This is a genomic window from Streptomyces sp. NPDC048297 (genome assembly GCF_043201585.1).
GTDB lineage: Bacteria > Actinomycetota > Actinomycetes > Streptomycetales > Streptomycetaceae > Streptomyces.
The window spans coordinates 17,526-36,451 of the sequence record NZ_JBICZA010000034.1; the positions used below are offsets into that span (position 1 = coordinate 17,526).

At 72.3% G+C, this 18,926-nt stretch carries 21 protein-coding genes; 10 read left to right on the top strand and 11 right to left on the bottom strand.

The features are described 5' to 3' along the window. Nucleotides 1–99 precede the first annotated feature (99 nt). Genes ACGFYV_RS29935 through ACGFYV_RS29945 form a run of 3 tightly spaced genes read right to left on the bottom strand, consistent with a single transcriptional unit; the run spans nucleotide 100 to nucleotide 2,197 of the window. On the bottom strand, nucleotides 100–726 hold the full coding sequence (locus ACGFYV_RS29935) for a YigZ family protein (protein ID WP_393881633.1): 627 nt from the start codon (nucleotides 724–726) through the stop codon (nucleotides 100–102). 41 nt (nucleotides 727–767) lie between these two features. Further along, a complete protein-coding gene (locus ACGFYV_RS29940) occupies nucleotides 768–1,310 on the bottom strand; it encodes a SixA phosphatase family protein (RefSeq protein WP_393881634.1) in 543 nt (180 codons plus the stop codon). Beyond that, nucleotides 1,307–2,197, bottom strand: coding sequence for a hypothetical protein (locus ACGFYV_RS29945; RefSeq protein ID WP_393881714.1), 891 nt, complete (start codon nucleotides 2,195–2,197; stop codon nucleotides 1,307–1,309). Before ACGFYV_RS29945 ends, ACGFYV_RS29940 begins: the two co-directional genes overlap by 4 nt. 136 nt (nucleotides 2,198–2,333) lie before the next feature. On the opposite strand from ACGFYV_RS29945, the gene ACGFYV_RS29950 reads away from it, so the two are divergent. Continuing rightward, nucleotides 2,334–2,741, top strand: coding sequence for a CoA-binding protein (locus tag ACGFYV_RS29950; RefSeq protein ID WP_393881635.1), 408 nt, complete (start codon nucleotides 2,334–2,336; stop codon nucleotides 2,739–2,741). A gap of 218 nt (nucleotides 2,742–2,959) precedes the next feature. On the opposite strand, the gene ACGFYV_RS29955 is transcribed toward ACGFYV_RS29950, so the two are convergent. Continuing rightward, nucleotides 2,960–3,328, bottom strand: coding sequence for an ArsR/SmtB family transcription factor (locus ACGFYV_RS29955; protein ID WP_393881636.1), 369 nt, complete (start codon nucleotides 3,326–3,328; stop codon nucleotides 2,960–2,962). Between the two features lie 61 nt (nucleotides 3,329–3,389). Here ACGFYV_RS29955 and ACGFYV_RS29960 point away from each other — a divergent pair, with 61 nt between their 5' ends. Further along, entirely contained in the window at nucleotides 3,390–4,520 is a 1,131-nt protein-coding gene (locus ACGFYV_RS29960) for a cation diffusion facilitator family transporter (protein ID WP_393881637.1), read from the top strand. A 117-nt stretch (nucleotides 4,521–4,637) separates the two neighbouring features. Here the strand turns inward: ACGFYV_RS29960 and ACGFYV_RS29965 are convergent, their stop codons facing one another. Continuing rightward, on the bottom strand, nucleotides 4,638–5,195 hold the full coding sequence (locus ACGFYV_RS29965) for a YbaK/EbsC family protein (RefSeq protein WP_393881638.1): 558 nt from the start codon (nucleotides 5,193–5,195) through the stop codon (nucleotides 4,638–4,640). A gap of 43 nt (nucleotides 5,196–5,238) precedes the next feature. Further along, on the bottom strand, nucleotides 5,239–5,811 hold the full coding sequence (locus tag ACGFYV_RS29970; protein ID WP_393881639.1) for a helix-turn-helix domain-containing protein: 573 nt from the start codon (nucleotides 5,809–5,811) through the stop codon (nucleotides 5,239–5,241). Between the two features lie 113 nt (nucleotides 5,812–5,924). On the opposite strand from ACGFYV_RS29970, the gene ACGFYV_RS29975 reads away from it, so the two are divergent. Beyond that, the gene (locus tag ACGFYV_RS29975; RefSeq protein WP_393881640.1) at nucleotides 5,925–6,782 is read left to right on the top strand and encodes an EamA family transporter; all 858 of its coding nucleotides are present in this window, start codon (nucleotides 5,925–5,927) and stop codon (nucleotides 6,780–6,782) included. Nucleotides 6,783–6,797: 15 nt separating this feature from the next. Here the strand turns inward: ACGFYV_RS29975 and ACGFYV_RS29980 are convergent, their stop codons facing one another. Next, on the bottom strand, nucleotides 6,798–7,562 hold the full coding sequence (locus tag ACGFYV_RS29980) for an acyltransferase (protein WP_393881641.1): 765 nt from the start codon (nucleotides 7,560–7,562) through the stop codon (nucleotides 6,798–6,800). A 197-nt stretch (nucleotides 7,563–7,759) separates the two neighbouring features. Here ACGFYV_RS29980 and ACGFYV_RS29985 point away from each other — a divergent pair, with 197 nt between their 5' ends. Further along, nucleotides 7,760–8,287: a gamma carbonic anhydrase family protein gene (locus tag ACGFYV_RS29985; RefSeq protein ID WP_393881642.1), complete on the top strand. Its 528-nt coding sequence runs from the start codon at nucleotides 7,760–7,762 to the stop codon at nucleotides 8,285–8,287. 34 nt (nucleotides 8,288–8,321) lie between these two features. Here ACGFYV_RS29985 and ACGFYV_RS29990 read toward each other — a convergent pair whose 3' ends face one another. Continuing rightward, nucleotides 8,322–8,972, bottom strand: a complete 651-nt coding sequence (locus tag ACGFYV_RS29990; RefSeq protein ID WP_393881643.1) for a DedA family protein — start codon at nucleotides 8,970–8,972, stop codon at nucleotides 8,322–8,324. A 478-nt stretch (nucleotides 8,973–9,450) separates the two neighbouring features. Here ACGFYV_RS29990 and ACGFYV_RS29995 point away from each other — a divergent pair, with 478 nt between their 5' ends. Then, nucleotides 9,451–10,401, top strand: coding sequence for a YbhN family protein (locus tag ACGFYV_RS29995; protein WP_393881644.1), 951 nt, complete (start codon nucleotides 9,451–9,453; stop codon nucleotides 10,399–10,401). Between the two features lie 278 nt (nucleotides 10,402–10,679). Here ACGFYV_RS29995 and ACGFYV_RS30000 read toward each other — a convergent pair whose 3' ends face one another. Next, entirely contained in the window at nucleotides 10,680–11,132 is a 453-nt protein-coding gene (locus ACGFYV_RS30000; protein ID WP_393881645.1) for a DUF4442 domain-containing protein, read from the bottom strand. A gap of 81 nt (nucleotides 11,133–11,213) precedes the next feature. On the opposite strand from ACGFYV_RS30000, the gene ACGFYV_RS30005 reads away from it, so the two are divergent. The 3 genes from ACGFYV_RS30005 to ACGFYV_RS30015 all read left to right on the top strand — a co-directional run bounded on the left by ACGFYV_RS30005 (nucleotide 11,214) and on the right by ACGFYV_RS30015 (nucleotide 13,972). Further along, complete coding sequence (locus ACGFYV_RS30005) at nucleotides 11,214–12,179, top strand: hypothetical protein (RefSeq protein WP_393881646.1); 966 nt, start codon at nucleotides 11,214–11,216, stop codon at nucleotides 12,177–12,179. A 67-nt stretch (nucleotides 12,180–12,246) separates the two neighbouring features. Continuing rightward, complete coding sequence (locus ACGFYV_RS30010) at nucleotides 12,247–13,263, top strand: hypothetical protein (RefSeq protein ID WP_393881647.1); 1,017 nt, start codon at nucleotides 12,247–12,249, stop codon at nucleotides 13,261–13,263. Nucleotides 13,264–13,381: 118 nt separating this feature from the next. Then, nucleotides 13,382–13,972 carry a shikimate kinase gene (locus ACGFYV_RS30015; protein ID WP_393881648.1) on the top strand — a complete coding sequence of 197 codons (591 nt, stop codon included), beginning with the start codon at nucleotides 13,382–13,384 and terminating at the stop codon, nucleotides 13,970–13,972. A 71-nt stretch (nucleotides 13,973–14,043) separates the two neighbouring features. On the opposite strand, the gene ACGFYV_RS30020 is transcribed toward ACGFYV_RS30015, so the two are convergent. Together ACGFYV_RS30020 and tuf are read right to left on the bottom strand one after the other, a co-directional pair. Next, the gene (locus ACGFYV_RS30020) at nucleotides 14,044–14,889 is read right to left on the bottom strand and encodes a spermidine synthase (RefSeq protein WP_393881649.1); all 846 of its coding nucleotides are present in this window, start codon (nucleotides 14,887–14,889) and stop codon (nucleotides 14,044–14,046) included. Between the two features lie 127 nt (nucleotides 14,890–15,016). Continuing rightward, complete coding sequence (gene tuf, locus ACGFYV_RS30025; protein ID WP_393881650.1) at nucleotides 15,017–16,198, bottom strand: elongation factor Tu; 1,182 nt, start codon at nucleotides 16,196–16,198, stop codon at nucleotides 15,017–15,019. 486 nt (nucleotides 16,199–16,684) lie between these two features. Between tuf and ACGFYV_RS30030 the strand changes: the two genes are divergently transcribed. Both ACGFYV_RS30030 and ACGFYV_RS30035 read left to right on the top strand, forming a co-directional pair. Further along, on the top strand, nucleotides 16,685–17,836 hold the full coding sequence (locus tag ACGFYV_RS30030) for a glutathione-independent formaldehyde dehydrogenase (protein ID WP_393881651.1): 1,152 nt from the start codon (nucleotides 16,685–16,687) through the stop codon (nucleotides 17,834–17,836). 190 nt (nucleotides 17,837–18,026) lie between these two features. Next, nucleotides 18,027–18,815, top strand: a complete 789-nt coding sequence (locus ACGFYV_RS30035) for a TVP38/TMEM64 family protein (protein WP_393881652.1) — start codon at nucleotides 18,027–18,029, stop codon at nucleotides 18,813–18,815. The last annotated feature ends 111 nt before the right edge of the window (nucleotides 18,816–18,926 follow it).

The window sequence follows — 18,926 nt, forward strand, 5'->3', positions numbered from 1 at the left end:
TACTGCCGTATCCGCCCGTCACACACCGCCGCACTCGCACCCAATGCGTGGTTTTCACCACACATGTCCACCGGCATCCGCGGACACATGGGGCGCATGTCACGCGTCCCCGTAGGCCTCCCCGCCCAGTTCGAACCCCGCCGTGCCCGCCGTCGCGTCGGCCAGCCACGCGCGGAACGTGTCCACGTCGGCGTCCGGCAGGCCGATCTCGATCTCGACGGCCTCCCCGTAGCGGACGTCCCGGACCTCGCGGCCGGTGGAGCGCAGGTCGTTCTGGACCTTGCCCGCGCGCTGGTGGTCGACGGTGACGGTGGCGAGCCGGAAACGGCGCCGGGTGATCGTGCCGAGCGAGTCCAGGGCCTCGCCGACGGAGCCGCCGTAGGCCCGGATCAGGCCGCCCGCGCCGAGTTTGACGCCGCCGTAGTAGCGGGTGACGACGGCGACGACGTACCGCATGTCGCGGCGCAGGAGCATCTGGAGCATGGGCACGCCGGCGGTGCCGCCCGGCTCGCCGTCGTCGCTGGCCTTCTGGACGGCGGCGTCGGCGCCGATGACGTACGCCCAGCAGTTGTGCGTGGCGTCGGCGTGCTCCTTGCGGACGGAGGCGAGGAAGTCCTGGGCCTCCTGCTCGGTGGCGGCCGGGGCGAGGGCGCACAGGAAGCGGGAGCGGTTGATCTCGGTCTCGTGCACGCCCGCGCGGGCCACTGTGCGGTACTCGTCCTGCATCCGGCCAGCCTAGTCCGGCACCGCGACGCCTCGGGCCGGGGCTACCGCTTGACCCCGCGCGGCACGGTGAACGACGTCAGCAGTGCCGCGCCGGCGCGCAGCGCGGGCCATCCGGTGCCGTGCCAGGTCAGCAGGGCGAGCGCGGAGGTCGGGAACTTCACGCGCACGCGGTCCAGCGCGTCGTCGAGGCCGTCGCCCGCGAGCTCGACGACCAGCTGTTCCAGTCCCGGGTTGTGCCCGACCAGCAGCAGTGTCTCCACCTCGGGCGGCGTCTCGCGCACGACCTCCAGCAGGGCGGGGACCGGGGCCGCGTACAGCCGTCGGTCGTAGCGCACCGGGGGCGGTGTGCCCCACTGGGCCGAGGCCAGCTCCCAGGTCTGGCGGGCCCGTACGGCGGTCGAGCACAGCGCGAGGTCGGGCAGGTTGTCCGCCTCGGCGAGGGCGCGGCCGGCGGCCGGCGCGTCCCGCAGGCCACGCGGCGCGAGGGGGCGCCGGTGGTCGTCGACGCCGTCGGGCCAGGCCGACTTCGCGTGGCGCAGCACGATCAGCCTGCGCAACGGTCCCACGCCCGCCCGCTCGGTCATGCAACGCTCCCCAGGTCTCGGGCGAGATCGAGAGCGAGCAGGCGGTCGGCGTACACGTACGTCTCGAAGCGGGCGCCGTCGGCCGGTCCCGGCGCGCTCTCGACGTCCCTCAGTACGTTCAACACCGCGGGCAGATCCAGATCTTCCTCCCAGGCCTCCCGCAAGCGCGCCCGCACCTCGTCGGGCACCGGGCGCGAGGGCTGCCGCGCCCAGCGCGCGACCGCGGAACGCCAGTGGGCGAGGGTCCGTGCGGCGGCGTCCAGTGCGGCGGTGTCCAGGCGCACCGGCGTGTTCCGGGGGACGGAGAGGAGGGCGAGGCGCAGGGCGGTGGGGTCGGCGAGGAGGGCGGGGAGTCCGGGCATCCCGGCCCGCTCCCCCTCTCCCCCGGCCACGGGTTCTCCCGTCTCCTCGGGTTCTCCCGTCTCCTCGGTTCCGCCCGCAGCCTCGGCCCGCTCCCCCTCTCCGGTCCGCTCCTCCTCCCCCGTCCACGCCACGGGCGCCACGGTCACCGCCACCCCGCCGTCGGGGGTCCGCTCCCCCTCCTTCACCACGTGGACGGTCTGCGTCCGGCCCGGTCCCGACGTGGCGTCCCGGCTCTCCTCGAAGGGGCGGATGGCCAGGGCCTTCACGGCGGCGCGGAGTTCCGCGATCTCCTGCGGCGCCGCGAGGACCGTCCAGACGGGGGTGCCGTCCAGTTCCAGGGCGCGGGCGAGGAGGTCGGCGGTGAGCAGGACACGCAGGGCCGTCAGGTCGGGGTCAGGGGCGTGGGCCTCGATGCGGGTCGGACCGCGGCGGGCGGGGGCGGCCGGGACGGGTTCGCCGGTTCGGGCGTCGTGGATGCGCAGCACGGGCCGAGCGTAGGCGCGCGGACGCGCGTGCGCAGGCATCGTGCGCCGATTCCGGAAACCGTGGCGGGTGCCGGACGGGCGCTCGGCCTGCTCGGGAATCGGTGTGCGGCGGATGATGTTGCCGCTCACGAGAGTTTCCCGCAGCCCCGTTTCCCGCAGCCCCGAGGAGGCCGCCGTGTACGGCGACGAAGCGACGATCCGCAGGATCCTGACCGAGCAGGGCGACACCTGGGCGGTGGTCGGCCTGTCCTCGAACCGGAACCGGGCCGCGTACCGCGTGGCCGAGGTGCTGCAGCGGTTCGGCAAGCGGGTCGTGCCGGTGCACCCCAAGGCGGAGACGGTGCACGGCGAGCAGGGCTACGCCTCCCTCGCGGACATCCCCTTCGACGTCGACGTGGTCGACGTGTTCGTCAACGGCGGGCAGGCCGGCGCGGTCGCCGACGAGGCGGTGGCCAAGGGCGCCAAGGCGGTCTGGTTCCAGCTCGGTGTCGTCGACGAGGCCGCCTACGAGCGGACCCGGGAGGCCGGACTCGACATGGTCATGGACCGGTGCCCGGCGATCGAGATTCCCCGCTTGCCCTAGGGGGTGTCGTTTGGATCATCCCGGCGTCGCGGGCCCTGGCACGCACATCTGCGGCGTTGTCGTCACTCCCCGACTCCCCCACGCTCGACTCCGCTCGCGCGGGGGGACCCCCATCGCATCGACTCCCTCCTCCGCCTTGCATCCGCACGCACCAGACCCCGCTCGGGTCGGCCGGTCCGCACTGTCAGTCCAGGCCGGCCTGATCCAAACGACACCCCCTAGCCTTTCTCCTTCTTCGTCGCCGCCGCCTCCAGCCGGTGGTCGGCCACCTTCAGGGCCTCCTCGACCAGCCGGCGCACATGCCCGTCGCCGAGCGAGTAGACCACCCGGCGCCCCTCCTTGCGCGTGCTCACCAGACCGGCGAGGCGGAGCCGGGCCAGGTGCTGGCTGACGGCGGGGCGGGCGGCGCCGCAGGCCCGGGTGAGCGTGGTGACGTCGGCCTCTTCCGCCGTCAGGGCGTACAGCAGGGTGAGGCGGGTGCGGTCGCCGAGCAGGGCGAGGAGTTCGGCGGCGACCGCGAACTGCTCGTCGCCCGGAGTGCGCCGCTGCGCATGGTGTGCAGGTGATAGGTGCATGCGTGCGCTCATACGCACATAATGGCGTCGTGGGCGCCACGCGTCCACTCCCGCACACCGGAAGGGGATCCACGTGAGCGACCGGCACACGCACGGACACCGGGGGCACGAGCACGGCCCCGCCCCCCGCACCAGCCACGCCTCAGGGCACCCGCACGCCCATCCCCATCCGCATCAACATCCCCACGCGCACCCTCACCCCCACTCGCGCTCCTCCCCCAGCCTGCGCCACCGCCTGTCCCACCTCCTGACGCCCCACTCCCACGAGAGCGCCGACAAGCTCGACTCCGCCCTGGAGTCCTCGGCGCGTGGCATGCGGGCGCTGTGGGTGTCGTTGGCCGTGCTCGGGGTGACCGCGCTGGCGCAGGCGGCCGTGGTCGTGGTGTCCGGGTCGGTGGCGCTGCTCGGGGACACGGTGCACAACGCGGCGGACGCGCTGACGGCCGTACCGCTGGGCATCGCCTTCGTGCTGGGCAGACGCGCGGCGACCCGGCGGTTCACCTACGGCTACGGGCGCGCCGAGGATCTGGCCGGGCTGGCGATCGTCCTGACCATCGCCGCGTCCGCCGCCTTCGCGGCCTGGGCCGCCGTCGACCGGCTGCTCGACCCGCGCCCCGTCGAGCACCTGCCGGCGGTGGCGGTGGCCGCGCTCGTCGGGTTCGTGGGCAACGAGTGGGTGGCCCGGTACCGGATCCGGGTGGGCCGGGAGATCGGTTCGGCCGCGCTCGTCGCCGACGGGTTGCACGCCCGGACCGACGGATTCACCTCGCTGGCCGTGCTGTTGGGCGCCGGTGGTGCCGCCCTCGGCTGGCAACTCGCCGATCCCGTCGTCGGGTTGGCGATCACCGCGGCGATCGTGCTGGTGCTGCGGGACGCGGCGCGGGAGGTGTTCCGGCGCGTGATGGACGCCGTCGACCCGGCGCTGGTGGACCGGGCCGAGGGAGCGGTGCGCGCGGTGCCGGGCGTGCGGGAGGTGGGCGAGCTGCGGCTGCGGTGGATCGGGCACCGGCTGCGGGCGGAGCTGGCGGTCGTGGTGGACGGCGAGGCCACGGTCCGCCAGGCCCACGCGATCGCCGTGGCGGCCGAACACGCCCTGCTGCACGCCGTACCGCGGCTCACGGGCGCCCTGGTGCACGCCGATCCGGCCCCCGTTCCCGGCGAGAGCGATCCGCACCTGGCGCTGGCCCACCATCTGACGGCCTGACCTCAGGCGGCACCGAAGCGCGCTCTCAGGCCGCACGGAAGCCCGGTCCCAGGCGGTACGAAAACTGGGTCTCAAGCGCTACGACAGCCGGATCTCAAGCGGCGTGAGGGCCCGGTCTCAGGCGACGCCGAGCCCCTCCAGCACCACCGCGCCCGGCAGTTCCGCGAACGCCTTGCCCGGTACCAGCAGCTTGCCGCGCCGGCGCCCGCTGCCGACCAGGACGTACGGCAGGTCGACCACGGCCGCGTCGACCAGCACCGGCCAGTCGGCGGGCAGCCCGACCGGGGTGATGCCGCCGTACTCCATGCCGGTCTCGCCGGTGGCCATGTCCATCGCGGCGAACGAGGCCTTGCGCGCGCCGAGTTGGCGGCGCACGACGCCGTTGACGTCGACCCGGGTGGTGGAGAGCACCACGCACGCCGCGAGGGTGGTCTCACCGCCCCGCTTGCCCGCGACCACCACGCAGTTCGCCGACCGCTCCAGCAGTTCGCGGCCGTAGTGCTCGACGAAGACGGCCGTGTCGGCCCACTCCGGGTCGGTGTCGACGTAGACGATCCGGTCGGCGGGGACGCTGCCCTGCCAGTGGCGTACGGCGTCGGCGACCGGGGCGGTCAGTTCGTCGAGGCAGTCGGGGGCGGGGACGGCGGTGTCGAAGTGTCCGATGGGGGCGCGCATGACCGCACGCTAACAAGGACCGGCCGGCGGCCGTGCGGGCGTCTCAGTGCACGGGCGGCACGGAGACGGCCATGACCATCTCCATCGGCACGTCACCGGTGTTGCCGTAGACGTGCGGGACGTTGGCCTCGAAGGAGGCGCTCGCGCCGGCCGGGACGTGGTGGTCCTCTCCGTCCACGGTGAGCGTCAGCTCGCCCGCGGTGACGTGGACCAGTTCGACGGTGCCGCCGGGGTGGGGTTCGGCGGGGCTGCTGTCGCCGGGCATCAGGCGCCAGTCCCACATCTCCAGGGGGCCGGGCGCCTCGGTGCCGGCCAGGAGCCGGTTGTAGCTGCCGGCGTCGGTGTGCCACAGCCGTACCGCGCGCTCGGCGGGGACGATGCGGACCTTCGGGCCCTGCTCGTAGTCGAGGAGGGTGGTGACGCTGATGCCGAGCGCGTCGCCGATCTTGACGACGGTGCCGATGCTCGGATTGGTGCGGGCCTGCTCGATCTGGATGAGCATGCCGCGGCTGACGCCGGACCGGGCGGCGAGCACGTCCAGGGTGAAGCCGCGCACCGCGCGCCAGTGCTTGACGTTGCGCGCCAGGGACAGGGTCAGGGTTTCGAGGTCCGACACATTCCGTCCAATATCCGGGAGCCAAAGTGCAATATTCTGGATGACAGAGTTCAATTGCTCGAACTACGGTGGGGTGCACCGGTTCGTTCATCAAACTGTACTGCGAGGCACCCGTGACAGCCCTCTTCGCCCTGACCACCAGTCTCCTGTGGGGCCTGGCCGACTTCGGCGGCGGCCTGCTGACACGGCGTGCGCCCGCGCTGACCGTGGTGGTGTACTCCCAGGCGACCGCGGCGGCCGTGCTGGGGGTGATCGTGGTCGCCACCGGCGCCTGGAGCGAGGCCGGTCCGCGCCTGTGGTTCGCGGTCGCCGCGGGCGTGGCCGGCCCGGTGGCCTTGTTCTCCTTCTACAAGGCCCTCGCCCTCGGCCCCATGGGCGTCGTCTCCCCGCTCGGCACGCTCGGTGTGGCCGTGCCCGTGGGCGTGGGGCTGATCCTCGGCGAGCGGCCGGGGGTGCTCCAGGTCGCGGGCATCGCGGTCGCCGTCACCGGTGTCGTGCTGGCGGGCGGGCCCCAGCTGCGGGGCGCGCCCGTGCAGCGGCAGGCGATCATGCTCACGCTCGTCGCGGCGCTCGGCTTCGGTGCGGTCTTCGCGCTGATCGCACAGGCCTCGACCAGCGTCACCGGCCTGTTCCTGTCGCTGTTCGCCCAGCGCGTGACCAGCGTCGTCCTGGGCGGCGCGGCGCTGTACGCCTCGGTCCGGCGGGGCGCTTCCGCGCTCCCGGCCGAGGGCCTGCCCCCGAAGGCTCTACTGGCGCTGGCCTTCGTCGGTCTCGCGGACGTGGCGGCCAACGGCACCTACTCGATCGCCGCCCAGAGCGGCCCGATCATGGTGGCGGCGGTCCTCGCCTCGCTCTACCCGGTGGTGACCGCGCTCGCCGCGCGCGGCTTCCTCAGCGAACGGCTGCGCGGCATCCAGGCGGCCGGCGCGGGGCTCGCCCTGCTGGGCACCCTGCTGCTGGCGACCGGCTGAGTCCTGTCCTGGGTGTCAGCCGTCGGGCTCCAGCCGGGCCGGCCCCTCGACCGCGGCCTCGTCGAGGTCGGCCAGCGCCCGCAACTGCTCCGGTGTGATCCCGTCCGGGAGCGGCACCGGGGCCGGTGTCCGCAGCGGCGGCTGCCAGCCCTCGCCGGGCGTCCACCGCCGTACGACCCGGGCGGGCGCGCCCGCCACCACGGCGTGGTCCGGGACCGCGCCCCGCACCACCGCGCCGGCCGCGACGACCACGTTCCGGCCGATCCGCGCCCCCGGCAGGATCACCGCGCCGGTGCCGATCCAGCAGCCCGGCCCGATCTCCACCGGCTCCATCCGCGGCCACTGCTTGCCGATGGGTTCGTGCGGGTCGTCGTAGGAGTGGTTGGTGGAGGTGACGTAGACGTACGGTCCGAAGTAGCAGTCGCTGCCGATGGTGACGCCGGTGTCGGCGATGACATGGCTGCCGCGGCCGAGGACGACTCCGTCGCCGATGCGCAGGATCGGCTCTGGGCCGAGGTCCAGGTCCGGCATCAGGCCGGCCGTGAGGGTGACCTGCTCGCCGACGATGCAGTGGGAGCCGATACGGATCCAGGGCTCGCCGAAGATCGTGCCGAGCGGGAAGGCCAGCCGGGTGGCTTCGCCGATCGAGCCGAAGCGGAAGCGGCCCGGGTTCTCGGCCGTCACCGAACCCGTGCGCTGCACCCAGGACCAGCCCGCGTGTACGGCGCGCTGCGTCAGTCGGCGCCGCCAGGATGAGAACGTGTTCTTGCGCTTCGGCACGCGCTCACGTTACTCACCGGTTGCCTCCGGTGGAGAGGCGGGCTGCTGTGATCTTTGACCCAGTCCTGACGTACCGTGCGTCGCATCTCGTCGTCGTATCTCGTTGTATCCCGTCGTCGTGTCTCGTTGTATCCCGTCGTATCCCGTCGTATCCCGTGGTAGCTACGCGTAGTGGCTACGGACCCTAGGAGGCAGTGATGACGCAGAAGGCGCTGATCGTGGGCATAGGGGGCAAGGAACCCCAGGTCGACGCGGAGGCGTTCGTGGCGCCGACGGCCTCCGTGATCGGAGATGTCACGCTGCGCGCGGGGGCGAGCGTCTGGTACGGCGCGGTGGTGCGCGGGGACGTCGAGCGGATCACCGTGGGCGCCCAGGCGAACGTGCAGGACAACGTCACGCTGCACGCGGACCCCGGGTTCCCGGTCAGTATCGGCGAGCGGGTCTCCATCGGGCACAACGCGGTGGTGCACGGGGCGACCGTGGAGGACGGCTGCCTCATCGGGATGGGCGCGACCGTGCTGAACGGGGCCGTGATCGGAGCCGGATCGCTCGTCGCCGCTCAGGCGCTGGTGCCGCAGGGAATGATAGTGCCGCCCGGGTCCATGGTGGCGGGAGTGCCGGCGAAGGTGCGGCGGGAACTGTCCGAGGAGGAACGGGCCGGCGTCACCCTCAACGGCACGATGTACGCCGAGTTGGCGAAGGCCCACAAGGATGTGCACCAGTAGGAAGGCCCACAGGGATGCGCGCCGGCAGGGGGTCTCACTCCCCGGCGCCCACAGCCTCCGCTTCGCGTTCCAGGGCCTGGGCCTGCACCTTCTTGGCCCGGCGCTTCAGGACCAGCATCGACGTCAGGCCGATCAGGACCGCGGCCACCAGGCCCAGGTACGAGAAGCGCTTCAGCCAGTCCTCGGCGACGACACCCACGTAGTAGATGACGGCCGTGGTGCCGCCCGCCCAGCAGATGCCGCCGAGGACGTTGGCGATCAGGAACTTCCAGTACGGCATGTGGAGGACGCCCGCGAGGGGGCCGGCGAAGATACGCAGGAGGGCGACGAAGCGGCCGAAGAAGACGGCCCACATGCCCCACTTCTCGAAGGACCGCTCGGCGGTCGCGACGTGGGCCTCACTGAAGTGTCTCGGGAGTTTCTGGCCGAGCCAGGCCAGCAGCGGGCGTCCGCCCTTGCGGCCGATCGCGTAGCCGATGGAGTCACCGATCACGGCACCGGCGGTCGCACAGGCACCGAGGACGACCGGGTTGACGCCGGAGTGCTGGGAGGACATGAGGGCCGCCGAGACCAGGACGATCTCACCCGGCAGCGGGATACCCAGGCTCTCCACACCGATCACCAGGGCGACCACGGCGTAGACAGCGACGGCGGGCACCGAGTCGAGCCATTCCTGGACGTGCACCGTGGGTTCCTCCCGTATCGCGTGCGCGGGCCGGCGGCGCCTCGCATATGCGGCACGCCTTTTGGGAAGGCTACCTGGTCAGGGATAAACGGCGCCTCACTGTGCCCGCTCGGCACCGTCCCGCCCCTGCTCCTTCGGTTGTCGGCCATCCCGGTGTCATGCGGGAGGGGAAGGCTCTCCGCGGTTTCGCCGATCCGCCTCCCCCAGGTCCCCGCCCCGGGGCCCGATGCGGAAGGACCCCGTCCCCGTGTCCTCACTGTCCCCGCTCCCCGCTGCCGCGCCGCTGCCCTCGCCCCCTCCGGCCGCGCCCCTTCCCTCGCTCCGTCCAGCCGGACCCCTTCCTTCGCTCCCTCCAGCCGCGCCGCTGTCCCCGCTCCCCTCCGCCGTCCCGCTGTCCCCGCCCCCCTCCGCCGTCCCGCCGCTCTCGTCGCTCTCGCCGCCGGCCGTGCCCGCGCACCCCGCGACCGAGGACGCCCCGGTGCGCCGTGCCTCTCTCCTGGCGTCCGGGCCCGTCCGTCTCGCCCTGTGCCTGTCTCCGCTCCTGCTGGTCGCCGGCTGGGCGGTGACCAACCGGTCCATGGCGTACGAGGGGGCCGCCCGGCTGGCCGCGTCCAACCCCTGGTGGCTGCTGGCCGCGGCCGGGTTCACCTGCCTGACCTGGGTGTCCGCCGCCTTCACCCGGCAGGGGGCGGTGCCCGACCGGCTGTCACCCGGCCTGCTGCTGGCCTCGCAGGTCGCCGCGGGCGCCGCGAACCACGCGCTGCCCGGCGGGCTCGGCGCGCACGCCGTCACGCTGCGCTTCCTGCGCACCCAGGGCGTGGCGCCTGCCCGGGCCACCGCGTCCATCGGCCTGTACTCGGTGGCGAAGTCCGTCTCGAAGACGCTGGTGCTGCTGGCGTTCCTGGCGGCGTCCCCGGCCTGGCGCCGGCTCGGGGAACTGGTCCCGGACGGACGCCCGCTGCTGACGGCCTTGGTCGTGGCCGCCGTCGCCGTCGCCGTGGCCGGGGTGCTGATGATCACCGTACGGCCGTTGCGGCGCCCCCTGGCGGATCTGGTGCGCACCGCGCTCGCCGATGTACGGATCGTGCACTCGCGCCCCTGCCGGGTGCTGGCCCTGTGGGGCGGGGCGGCGGCGATGCCGCTGGTGCAGGGAGGCGCCCTGGTCTGCGTGGGGTCGGCGCTCGGGCTGGGCCTGCCCTGGGAACACGTGGTCCTCGCCTACCTCGCGGCGGGCACCGCCGTCGGAGCGGTGCCGTCGCCCGGCGGGCTCGCGGTGGACGCGGCGCTGGTGTGGACACTCATCGCGTTCGGCGCCGCGCCCGCCGTGGCCACGGCGACCGTCATCGGCTACCGGGTGATGAGCGACTGGCTGCCGCTGCTGCCCGGCGCCCTGGTGCTGTCGGCACTGTTCCGCGCGAAGGCGCTGTGAGCGGCGGGCCACGGGCGGGGCGGGCCACGGGCGGGGCGAGCGACGGGCGGGGCGGGCGAGGCAAGGCGAGGCCGACGTCCATCGCCTCGCGGCGCCGACCTTCGAGCAGGGTCCGGTGACAGCTGGTGGCCGGGGAGCACCCGGCTTTCGGCGCGGGTGCACAGGTGTCCGGATCCCGCTGCGAGGCACCGCGGCCGAGGCAGGAATCGAGATGAGCCTGGTGGGGAAAACAGCGGTACCGGTCCCGCAACAGCCTTGCCGGCCCTGCCCGTCGGGTCCTACTTGTTGGGACGCAGCGTCCAGACGACCTGCATCTCGCCGGTGACGGCTCCGTCCGCGCGCCGGATCTCGATGCGCACGGGGAACTCGGGACGCTGCCCGGCGTCCAGTTCGGCCACCACCTCGGCGGCCGGGCGGCCCAGCGTCGCGGTGGCCGTGACGGCGCCCATCGCCAGCTTCTTGTAGGCGATCTCGGCCCGTACGGCGAGCGGCACGGCGCGCGAGAGCTGGTCCCCGAACGCGGCCAGCACGATGGCGCCGCTGGCCGACTCCCCGAGGGTGAACATCGCGCCGGCGTGCGGCCCGCCCACGTGGTTGTGGTAGTCGCCCTGGTCCGGCAGGGACACCACGGCCTTCTCCGCGGTGGTCTCCGCGAACTCCAGGTTCAGGGTCCGGGCCATCGGCACGGTGGCGGCGAGCATCTCGCCGATCGACATCTGATCTGCGCCCATGCCATCATGTTACTCATGGGTAGCCAGATCTGGCCAGCAGCCTCGCACACCTGCGCGATCATCGTTGTATCGTTGCGGCCCATGTGGCCAGGGGAACAGCCGCCGGGAGGCGGCCAGCAGCACAACCCGTACCTGCAGCCGGGCCACGGCGGGCCCGGCGCCTACGGACAACAGCCGCCCGCTCCCTGGGGTCAGCCCCCGGTCCAGCCTCCGCTCCAGTCCCCGCCCCAGCCTCCGGCCCCGCAGCCGGGTGGCGGCCGCACCAAGGTGGTGGCCGTCGTCGCGGCGGCGGCCGCGGTCGTCGCCGCCTGTGTGACCGGGATCCTGGTGCTGGGCGGCAAGAACGACGAAGCCGGCCCCGGCCCCACCACCTCCCCCACCACGACCACCCCTTCCCCCGCGGATTCCCCCACGGACAACCCGCGCGCGGCCGACCGCGCCCCGAAGCCGACGGTCGACGGCTGGAAGGTCGTGGCGAACCCGGTCACCGGCATCGCCTTCGACGTGCCCCCGCAGTGGCAGGTGCGCTCCAAGTCCTGGATCACCTACGTCACCGAGGACTCCGACCCCGACGAGAAGGTGCTGGCCGGCATGAAGGCGCCCGCCGTCCTGAAGGAGAAGTGGTGCGCCATGGACGAGGACAAGAACGGCACGACCGACTACACCTCGCTGGCGAACGTGGGCACGCGCGGGAACAAGGGTGCGGGGAGCACCGAGGAGGTCGCCCGCGAGGACTCGGCGAACTGGGTCTACGGCTGGTTCACGCAGCCGGACCACGACAAGGTCACGACCGGCCCGGTCACGTCGTACACCAGCGCCTCCGGTCTCACGGGCAGCGTCGCCACGTCCCGCTCGTCCGGGGTCGCGAAGAAGCACAAGTGCGACTCCGACGGCAAGGCGACCACGTTCGCCTTCAAGGACCGGGACGGCGCGATCCTCTCGTGGTCGTTCGTCGGCGCCAAGGGGGTCTCCGACGAGGTCCAGGACTCGACGGTCCGTGCGATCATGCGCACGGTGCGCGTGTACGCCGAGCCCGCGGACTCATGATTTCGGTACGTCCCTGACAAGGGGTGGTGACCGAAACGTTTCCCGGGGCGCATTAGGGTTACTGGCCATGTGGCCAGGAGAACAGCCGCCCGGGGGCGCGCAGAACCCGCAGAACAACCCGTATCAGCAACCGGGTTACCAGCAGCCGAATCCGTACCAGCAGCCGGGGTACCAGCAGTATCCGCAGGTGAACCCGCAGGGGCAGCAGCCGCAGTGGGGTGCGCCCACCCCGGCGGGACTGCCCCAGGCGGGGCAGCCGGGGCAGCCCCCTCAGGGCGGGGGCAACCGGACGAAGTTGATCGCCATCATCGCGGCCTCGGCCGTCGTCGTCGCCGCGGGCGTGACCGGATTCCTGGTCCTCGGCAACGACGGCTCCAAGGACGACAAGGCCGACGGCAAGGGCAAGAGCACGACCAGCCAGTCGCCCTCCACCGACCCGTCGGCGTCCGCGAGTGACGACAACCCGCGCACCGGCGACGGCGAGAAGCCGGTGATCGCGGGCTGGAAGGTCGTCATCAATCCCCGCTTCGGCACGGCCTTCGACGTCCCGGCGGACTGGGAGGTCGAGTCGACGGACACCTCCCGCTTCATGGAGGACCACTCCGACAAGGACAAGCTGATCACCTCGGTCGCCTCCCCGGCCCTGTACAAGTCGAAGTGGTGCACGGACGACACCGACCACGACGGCAAGACCGACGACAACGCCCTGGCCACCGCCGGCACCCGCGGCGAGAGCGGCGCCAAGAGCCCGGCCGAAGCCGCGGTCGCCCGTGTGCCCTGGTACATCTACGGCGGTTACACGCAGCCCGACAAGAAGAGCATCACCTTCGACAAGAAGGCGACGCCGTACACGACCAAGTCGGGTGTCCAGGGCGCCTACGCCTGGGCCCGCTCCAGCGGCTCCCCGCAGACGGGCAAGTGCGCGAGCGACGGCAAGGCCATCTCGTTCGCGTTCAAGAACTCGGCCGACGACATCGTGTCGTTCGACCTCTACGGCTCCAAGGGCGTGAGCGAGGAACTCGACAACGCGACGATCATGAAGATCCTCAGCTCGGTCCGCCTGCACGGCGAACCGACGGACTGACCTGACGGACTGACCTGACGGACTGACCTGACGGGTTGAACTGACGGGCGGCGGACGGCCGGAATCGGTCGGGCAGACCTTCCGGCCGCCGCCGCACTGGAAGCCGAAGTCGAGGTCCATGAAACAGAGTTGGCCGACGAAGCCCACCGAGGGCCCCTGGATGGTGCTGATCGGCCCAGCCGGCACCGGAAAGACCACTCTGGGGCAAGAGATCGCGGCAAGGACGCAGAGGCCGTTCGTCGATCTGGACGCCGTCGCGGACGGGTACTACGCGGAGGTGGGATGGAGCATCGCCGAACTGCGCGAGCGCATCACCGCCGTAGGACGCCTCGCGGCCGAGGCCGAGTGGGAACCGGCCCGAGCACACGCCGTGGCACGTGCTGTCGCCGACCACCCCGGAGCCGTCGTCGCGTTGGGCGCGGGCCATACCAGCTACACCGATGCCCGGCAGCTGGCCGCTGTCCGTACCGCGCTGAGTTCCTGCCCGGACATCGTCCTGCTCCTGCCCTCCCCCGACCGTGAGACCTCCCTGAGCGTCCTACGGCAACGCTGCGCGGTGGGCAAGGGCCGCTCCTGGATCATCGACGGGCATGATTTCCTCGCCCACTGGCTCGACGACCAGGGCACCCGGCTCATCGCGACACGGACGTTCCACACCCTGGACGAGACCCCCGCTCGGAGCGCAACACGGTTGCTCCGAGGCACCTGAGGAACCCGAGGCACCTGACCGTCTCGCTCATGCCGCACCGCACCGCGCCGGTCGCCGTGTCCCGGCCGCTGTCAGCCGATGCCGAACGCCCCGTCGGGGGGTTCGGGTGAGGGGACGGCGTCCGTGTCGTCGACCGTGGAGGCGGAGCCGATGAACTTCCTTAGTTCCGGGCCGTGTTCGACGCGCGCCGGGAAGGCGTCTGCGGCGCACCGCCGGGCCAGGGCGGCCGTGTCCAGCGGGCGGTGCGAGGCCACGAGCACGGCGTTGCCGAACCGCCGGCCGCGCAGCACACCGGGCTCGGCGATCAGCGTCAGCTCCTCGAACAGGGCGGCGAAATTGGCCAGTTGGGAACGCAGAAAACCGAACGGCGCCGCGTCCGCCAGGTTGGCCAGGTAGACGCCGTCCGGGCGCAGGACGCGCTCGGCCTCCTGGGCGTACGCGAGCGAGGTGAGGTGGGCCGGCACGCGGGACCCGCCGAACACGTCGGCGATCAGCACGTCGGCCGAGTCGTCCGGCGCCGCTTCGAGCCAGGCGCGGGCATCGGCGGCGTGCAGCGCGACGCCCGCGTCCTGCGGCAGCGGCAGATGCTCGGCGACCAGTTCCAGGAGCCCCCGGTCGGCCTCGACGACGTCCTGCCGGGACCCGGCGCGGGTGGCGGCCACGTAGCGGGGCAGGGTCAGCGCTCCGCCGCCGAGGTGCAGCACGTCCAGCGGGCGGCCCTCCTCGGCCACGGTGTCCAGCGCGTACCCGAGCCGCCGTACGTACTCGAACTCCAGGTACGCGGGATCGTCCAGATCGACGTACGACTGCGGCGCCCCGTCGACCGTGAGCAGCCAGGCCCGCTCACGGTCGACGTCGGGCATCAGCTTGGCGGTGCCGTGATCAACGGTCCGGGTGACGGGTATGGCTTCACTCACGGACCTATTGTCACCGGTCCGGTCACCGGTCCGGGAGGACGCGGGGCGCGGGGCCGCATCGACGTGCGGCCCCGCGCCCCTGAGCCCTTCAGCCCTTCAGCTCGTCAGCTCTTGAGCCCTTCAGCCCCTACGAACCGACGGAGACGACCGTCCCCGCGCCCACGGTCCTCCCACCCTCGCGGATGGCGAACCCGAGCCCCGGCTCCAGCGGGACCTCCCGCCCCAGCTCGACCGTCATCTCGACCGTCTCCCCGGGCCGCACGACCGCCGCCTCCCCCAGGTCGACGTCACCCACGACGTCCGCCGTACGGATGTAGAACTGCGGCCGGTAACCCGTGGACAACGGTGTCGTACGACCGCCCTCACGCCCGGACAGCACATACACCCGCGCCCGGAAGCTCCGGCTCGGCACGACGCTGCCCGGTGCGGCCACCACGTGCCCCCGCCGGACGGCGTCCCGCTGCACGCCCCGCAGCAGCACGGCCACGTTGTCCCCGGCCTGCGCCTCCCGCATCGGCTTGCCGAAGGTCTCAAGGCCGGTGACCACGGTCTCCACGTCGGCGCCGAGCACCGAGACCCGGTCGCCCACACGGAGGGTCCCGCGCTCCACGGCGCCGGTGACGACGGTGCCGCGCCCGGTGATGGTGAGCACGTTCTCCACGGGCAGCAGGAACGGCGCGTCCAGGTACCGCTCGGGCATGGGCACGTACGTGTCCACCGCGTCGAGCAGCGCCTCGATCGACGCCGTCCAGCGCGGGTCGCCCTCCAGGGCCTTCAGCCCGGAGACCCGTACGACGGGCACCGCGTCCCCCGGATACCCCTGCGCGGTGAGCAGGTCACGGACCTCCAGCTCGACCAGGTCGGTCAGCTCCTCGTCGCCGGCGTCGGCCTTGTTGAGGGCGACGACGATGTGGTCGACGCCCACCTGCCGGGCGAGCAGCACGTGTTCGGCGGTCTGCGGCATGATCCCGTCGAGCGCGGAGACGACGAGGATCGCCCCGTCGAGCTGCGCGGCACCGGTGACCATGTTCTTGACGTAGTCGGCATGTCCGGGCATGTCGACGTGGGCGTAGTGCCGGGTGTCGGTCTCGTACTCGACGTGCGCGATGTTGATGGTGATGCCGCGGGCGGCCTCCTCCGGGGCGCGGTCGATGCGGTCGAACGAGACGTACTGGGTGGTGCCGCCGCTGTCGCGCTCGGCCAGGACCTTGGTGATGGCGGCGGTCAGGGTGGTCTTGCCGTGGTCGACGTGGCCCATCGTGCCGATGTTCAGATGCGGCTTGGTGCGTACGTATGCCGTCTTGGACATGGCTGTACCTCGAAGTCTCTCCGGTTCATGCGGAAACGCGGGACCCCGGGAACTCGCCGACCCTCCCCCTGCGGGGTCCGCCGGACGATCCGGAGAGGGTCAGCTTCGGGCGCCGTCGACAGCGGCCGGGAGGGTCGGGACGGCAGCCTTCGGCGCATCCGCGACTGCGGATGCCGTGAGGAGGAAGGCGTGCCGGAACATGACGCCGATCTTCGCGGACGCGGCGCCCCGCGTCGAATGGTTTTCCGTAGGGCTTTCCGTAGGGTTTTCCGCGTGGTTCTCCGTCCGCCCGACGTCTCCTCGCGCGCGCCGCGAGGAGGTTGCGGGCACTGCCCTGCGGGCGTTACCTGGAAGTACCGGCGGTGACGCGAGCGCATGTGGGGCCACGGACACGTCCGGGCCCGCGTTTCCAGGGCGTCCTGCGGCCGTGACCCTCCGTCCCTCCCTCGCCGCCTTCATCCGGTGCTCGACACGGAGGTGACAGAGGTGAGAGCCGTCGTCTACGAAGAGCCCTTCAGCGTGGTGGTGAGGGACGTCCAGGACCCTGGGATCCAGCACCCCAACGATGTGCTGGTACGGGTCACGTCGTCCGCGATATGCGGCTCGGACCTGCATATGTACGAGGGCCGCACGGCTGCCGAGGCGGGCATCGTCTTCGGACACGAGAACCTCGGCATCGTCGAGGAGATCGGCAGCGGCGTGACTTCCCTGGCGGTGGGCGACCGCGTCGTGATGCCCTTCAATGTCGCCTGCGGATTCTGCAAGAACTGTCTTGCCGGCAAGACCGCTTTCTGCCTGACGGTGAACCCCGGCTTCGCCGGCGGCGCCTACGGCTATGTCGCGATGGGCCCCTACAAGGGCGGCCAGGCCGAGCTGCTGCGCGTGCCCTTCGCCGACTTCAACTGCCTGAAACTGCCTGCGGGCACGGAGTTCGAGACCGACTTCGTGCTGCTCGCCGACATCTTCCCGACCGGCTACCACGGTTGCGAACTCGCCCAGGTCTCCCCCGGTGAGAGCGTGGCCGTCTTCGGCGCCGGACCCGTGGGCCTCATGGCGGCCTACTCCGCGCTGCTGCGCGGGGCGTCGAAGGTGTTCTCGGTCGACCGGGTGCCCGAGCGGCTCGCCAAGGCCGCGGAGATCGGGGCGATCCCGATCGACTTCACCAAGGGCGATCCGGCGGAGCAGATCAAGGCACAGACGAACGGAGAAGGGACCGACAAGGGCGTGGACGCCGTCGGCTACCAGGCCCAGGCCCACGACGCCAGCCACGAGGAACCGGCCATCGTCCTCAACGCACTGGTCGACACCGTACGGCCGACCGGCATGCTCGGCGTGCCCGGTCTGTATGTGCCCTCGGACCCCGGCGGCCCCGACGAGCACGCCAAACACGGCCAACTGCTGGTCTCCATCGGCAGGATGTTCGAGAAGGGCCAGCAGATGGGCACCGGTCAGTGCAACGTCAAGCAGTACAACCGCCAGCTGCGCGACCTGATCATCGCCGGACGCGCCCGGCCCAGCTTCGTGGTCTCCCACGAGATGTCGCTGGAGGAGGCGCCGCTGGCGTACGAGAAGTTCGACAAGCGGATCGAGGGCTACACGAAGGTGGTACTGCACCCGGGCCACGCCCTCGCGGCGTGAGACACGGGTCCGGGCGCGCGTCGGCGCCCGGACCCCTTCCGGCTGCATGCGTTCGCTCTGGCTGTACGCGTTCGTTCCAGCTGTACGCGTTCGTTCCAGCTGTACGCGTTCTGTATGCGTTCACTCGGCTGTGACGCCGCTGGGACACACCTGGCGGCGATCACACACGTTCGTCGGTTAGGGTCACCGGATGCTCGATGCCAACCGCTCTGGCACCGCCACGGCCCCTCCCCGGGCCGCCGCCACGGAGCTCGCCGTCGCCGCACCTGCGGCCGTGCCCGTCCCGCCGCTGTCCCGCGCGGGCCTCGTAGCCCGCTGCACGCGCGCGTTGACGTCCCCGTACGCGCGGCTGGCGCTGCTGTTCGCGCTGCTCGCGGGTGGCGGAGCGTGCGTGCTGCTGTTCGAGCCGCAGCGGCTGCTGACCCACGGCTGGCCGCCACAACTCGGCGGGGCCGCGGCGGCGATGGTGTTCGCGGGGGCGTACGGACTGTGCACGGTCGCGTTCGTACCGCGCCCGTTGCTCAACCTGGCCGCCGGCGCGCTGTTCGGCTCCCAGGTGGGACTGGGCACCGCGCTGACGGGCACGGTGCTCGGCGCCGGCGTCGCCTTCGGTCTCGGCCGGATCCTCGGGCAGGACGCGCTGCGCCCACTGCTGCGCGGCCGATGGCTGAAGGCGGCCGACGGCCAGCTCAGCCGGCACGGGTTCCGGTCGATGCTGGCGGCGCGACTGTTCCCCGGTGTGCCGTTCTGGGCGGCGAACTACTGCGCAGCGGTCTCCCGCATGCGCTGGTATCCGTTCCTGCTGGCCACGGCGCTCGGTTCGATCCCGAACACGGCCGCCTACGCGGTCGCCGGCGCCCGCGCCTCGGCGCCGACCTCCCCGGCCTTCCTCATCGCGATGGCCGCGATCGCCCTGCCCGCGCTCGCGGGCACGGTGGTGGCCTGGCGCAAACGCCACCACCTGCGCGGCGACCGCTGATCACTTCCGTGTGATCGGACCGTGTGAGCAGACCCGTGTGAGCGGGCTCGTGCGATCACGCCCGCGCCTTCGCGCCCGCTGTCGCCCCGCGCCCTCGTACCCCCTGCGCCC

Excerpts from the sequence above, each read along its gene's own strand:
- ACGFYV_RS29935 (WP_393881633.1), bottom strand. The coding sequence starts at position 726 with ATGCAGGACGAGTACCGCACAGTGGCCCGCGCGGGCGTGCACGAGACC.
- ACGFYV_RS29940 (WP_393881634.1), bottom strand. The coding sequence starts at position 1,310 with ATGACCGAGCGGGCGGGCGTGGGACCGTTGCGCAGGCTGATCGTGCTG.
- ACGFYV_RS29945 (WP_393881714.1), bottom strand. The coding sequence starts at position 2,197 with ATGCCTGCGCACGCGCGTCCGCGCGCCTACGCTCGGCCCGTGCTGCGC.
- ACGFYV_RS29955 (WP_393881636.1), bottom strand. The coding sequence starts at position 3,328 with ATGAGCGCACGCATGCACCTATCACCTGCACACCATGCGCAGCGGCGC.
- ACGFYV_RS29965 (WP_393881638.1), bottom strand. The coding sequence starts at position 5,195 with ATGCGCGCCCCCATCGGACACTTCGACACCGCCGTCCCCGCCCCCGAC.
- ACGFYV_RS29985 (WP_393881642.1), top strand. The coding sequence starts at position 7,760 with ATGACGCAGAAGGCGCTGATCGTGGGCATAGGGGGCAAGGAACCCCAG.
- ACGFYV_RS30000 (WP_393881645.1), bottom strand. The coding sequence starts at position 11,132 with ATGGGCGCAGATCAGATGTCGATCGGCGAGATGCTCGCCGCCACCGTG.
- ACGFYV_RS30005 (WP_393881646.1), top strand. The coding sequence starts at position 11,214 with ATGTGGCCAGGGGAACAGCCGCCGGGAGGCGGCCAGCAGCACAACCCG.
- ACGFYV_RS30010 (WP_393881647.1), top strand. The coding sequence starts at position 12,247 with ATGTGGCCAGGAGAACAGCCGCCCGGGGGCGCGCAGAACCCGCAGAAC.
- ACGFYV_RS30015 (WP_393881648.1), top strand. The coding sequence starts at position 13,382 with ATGAAACAGAGTTGGCCGACGAAGCCCACCGAGGGCCCCTGGATGGTG.
- tuf (WP_393881650.1), bottom strand. The coding sequence starts at position 16,198 with ATGTCCAAGACGGCATACGTACGCACCAAGCCGCATCTGAACATCGGC.
- ACGFYV_RS30035 (WP_393881652.1), top strand. The coding sequence starts at position 18,027 with ATGCTCGATGCCAACCGCTCTGGCACCGCCACGGCCCCTCCCCGGGCC.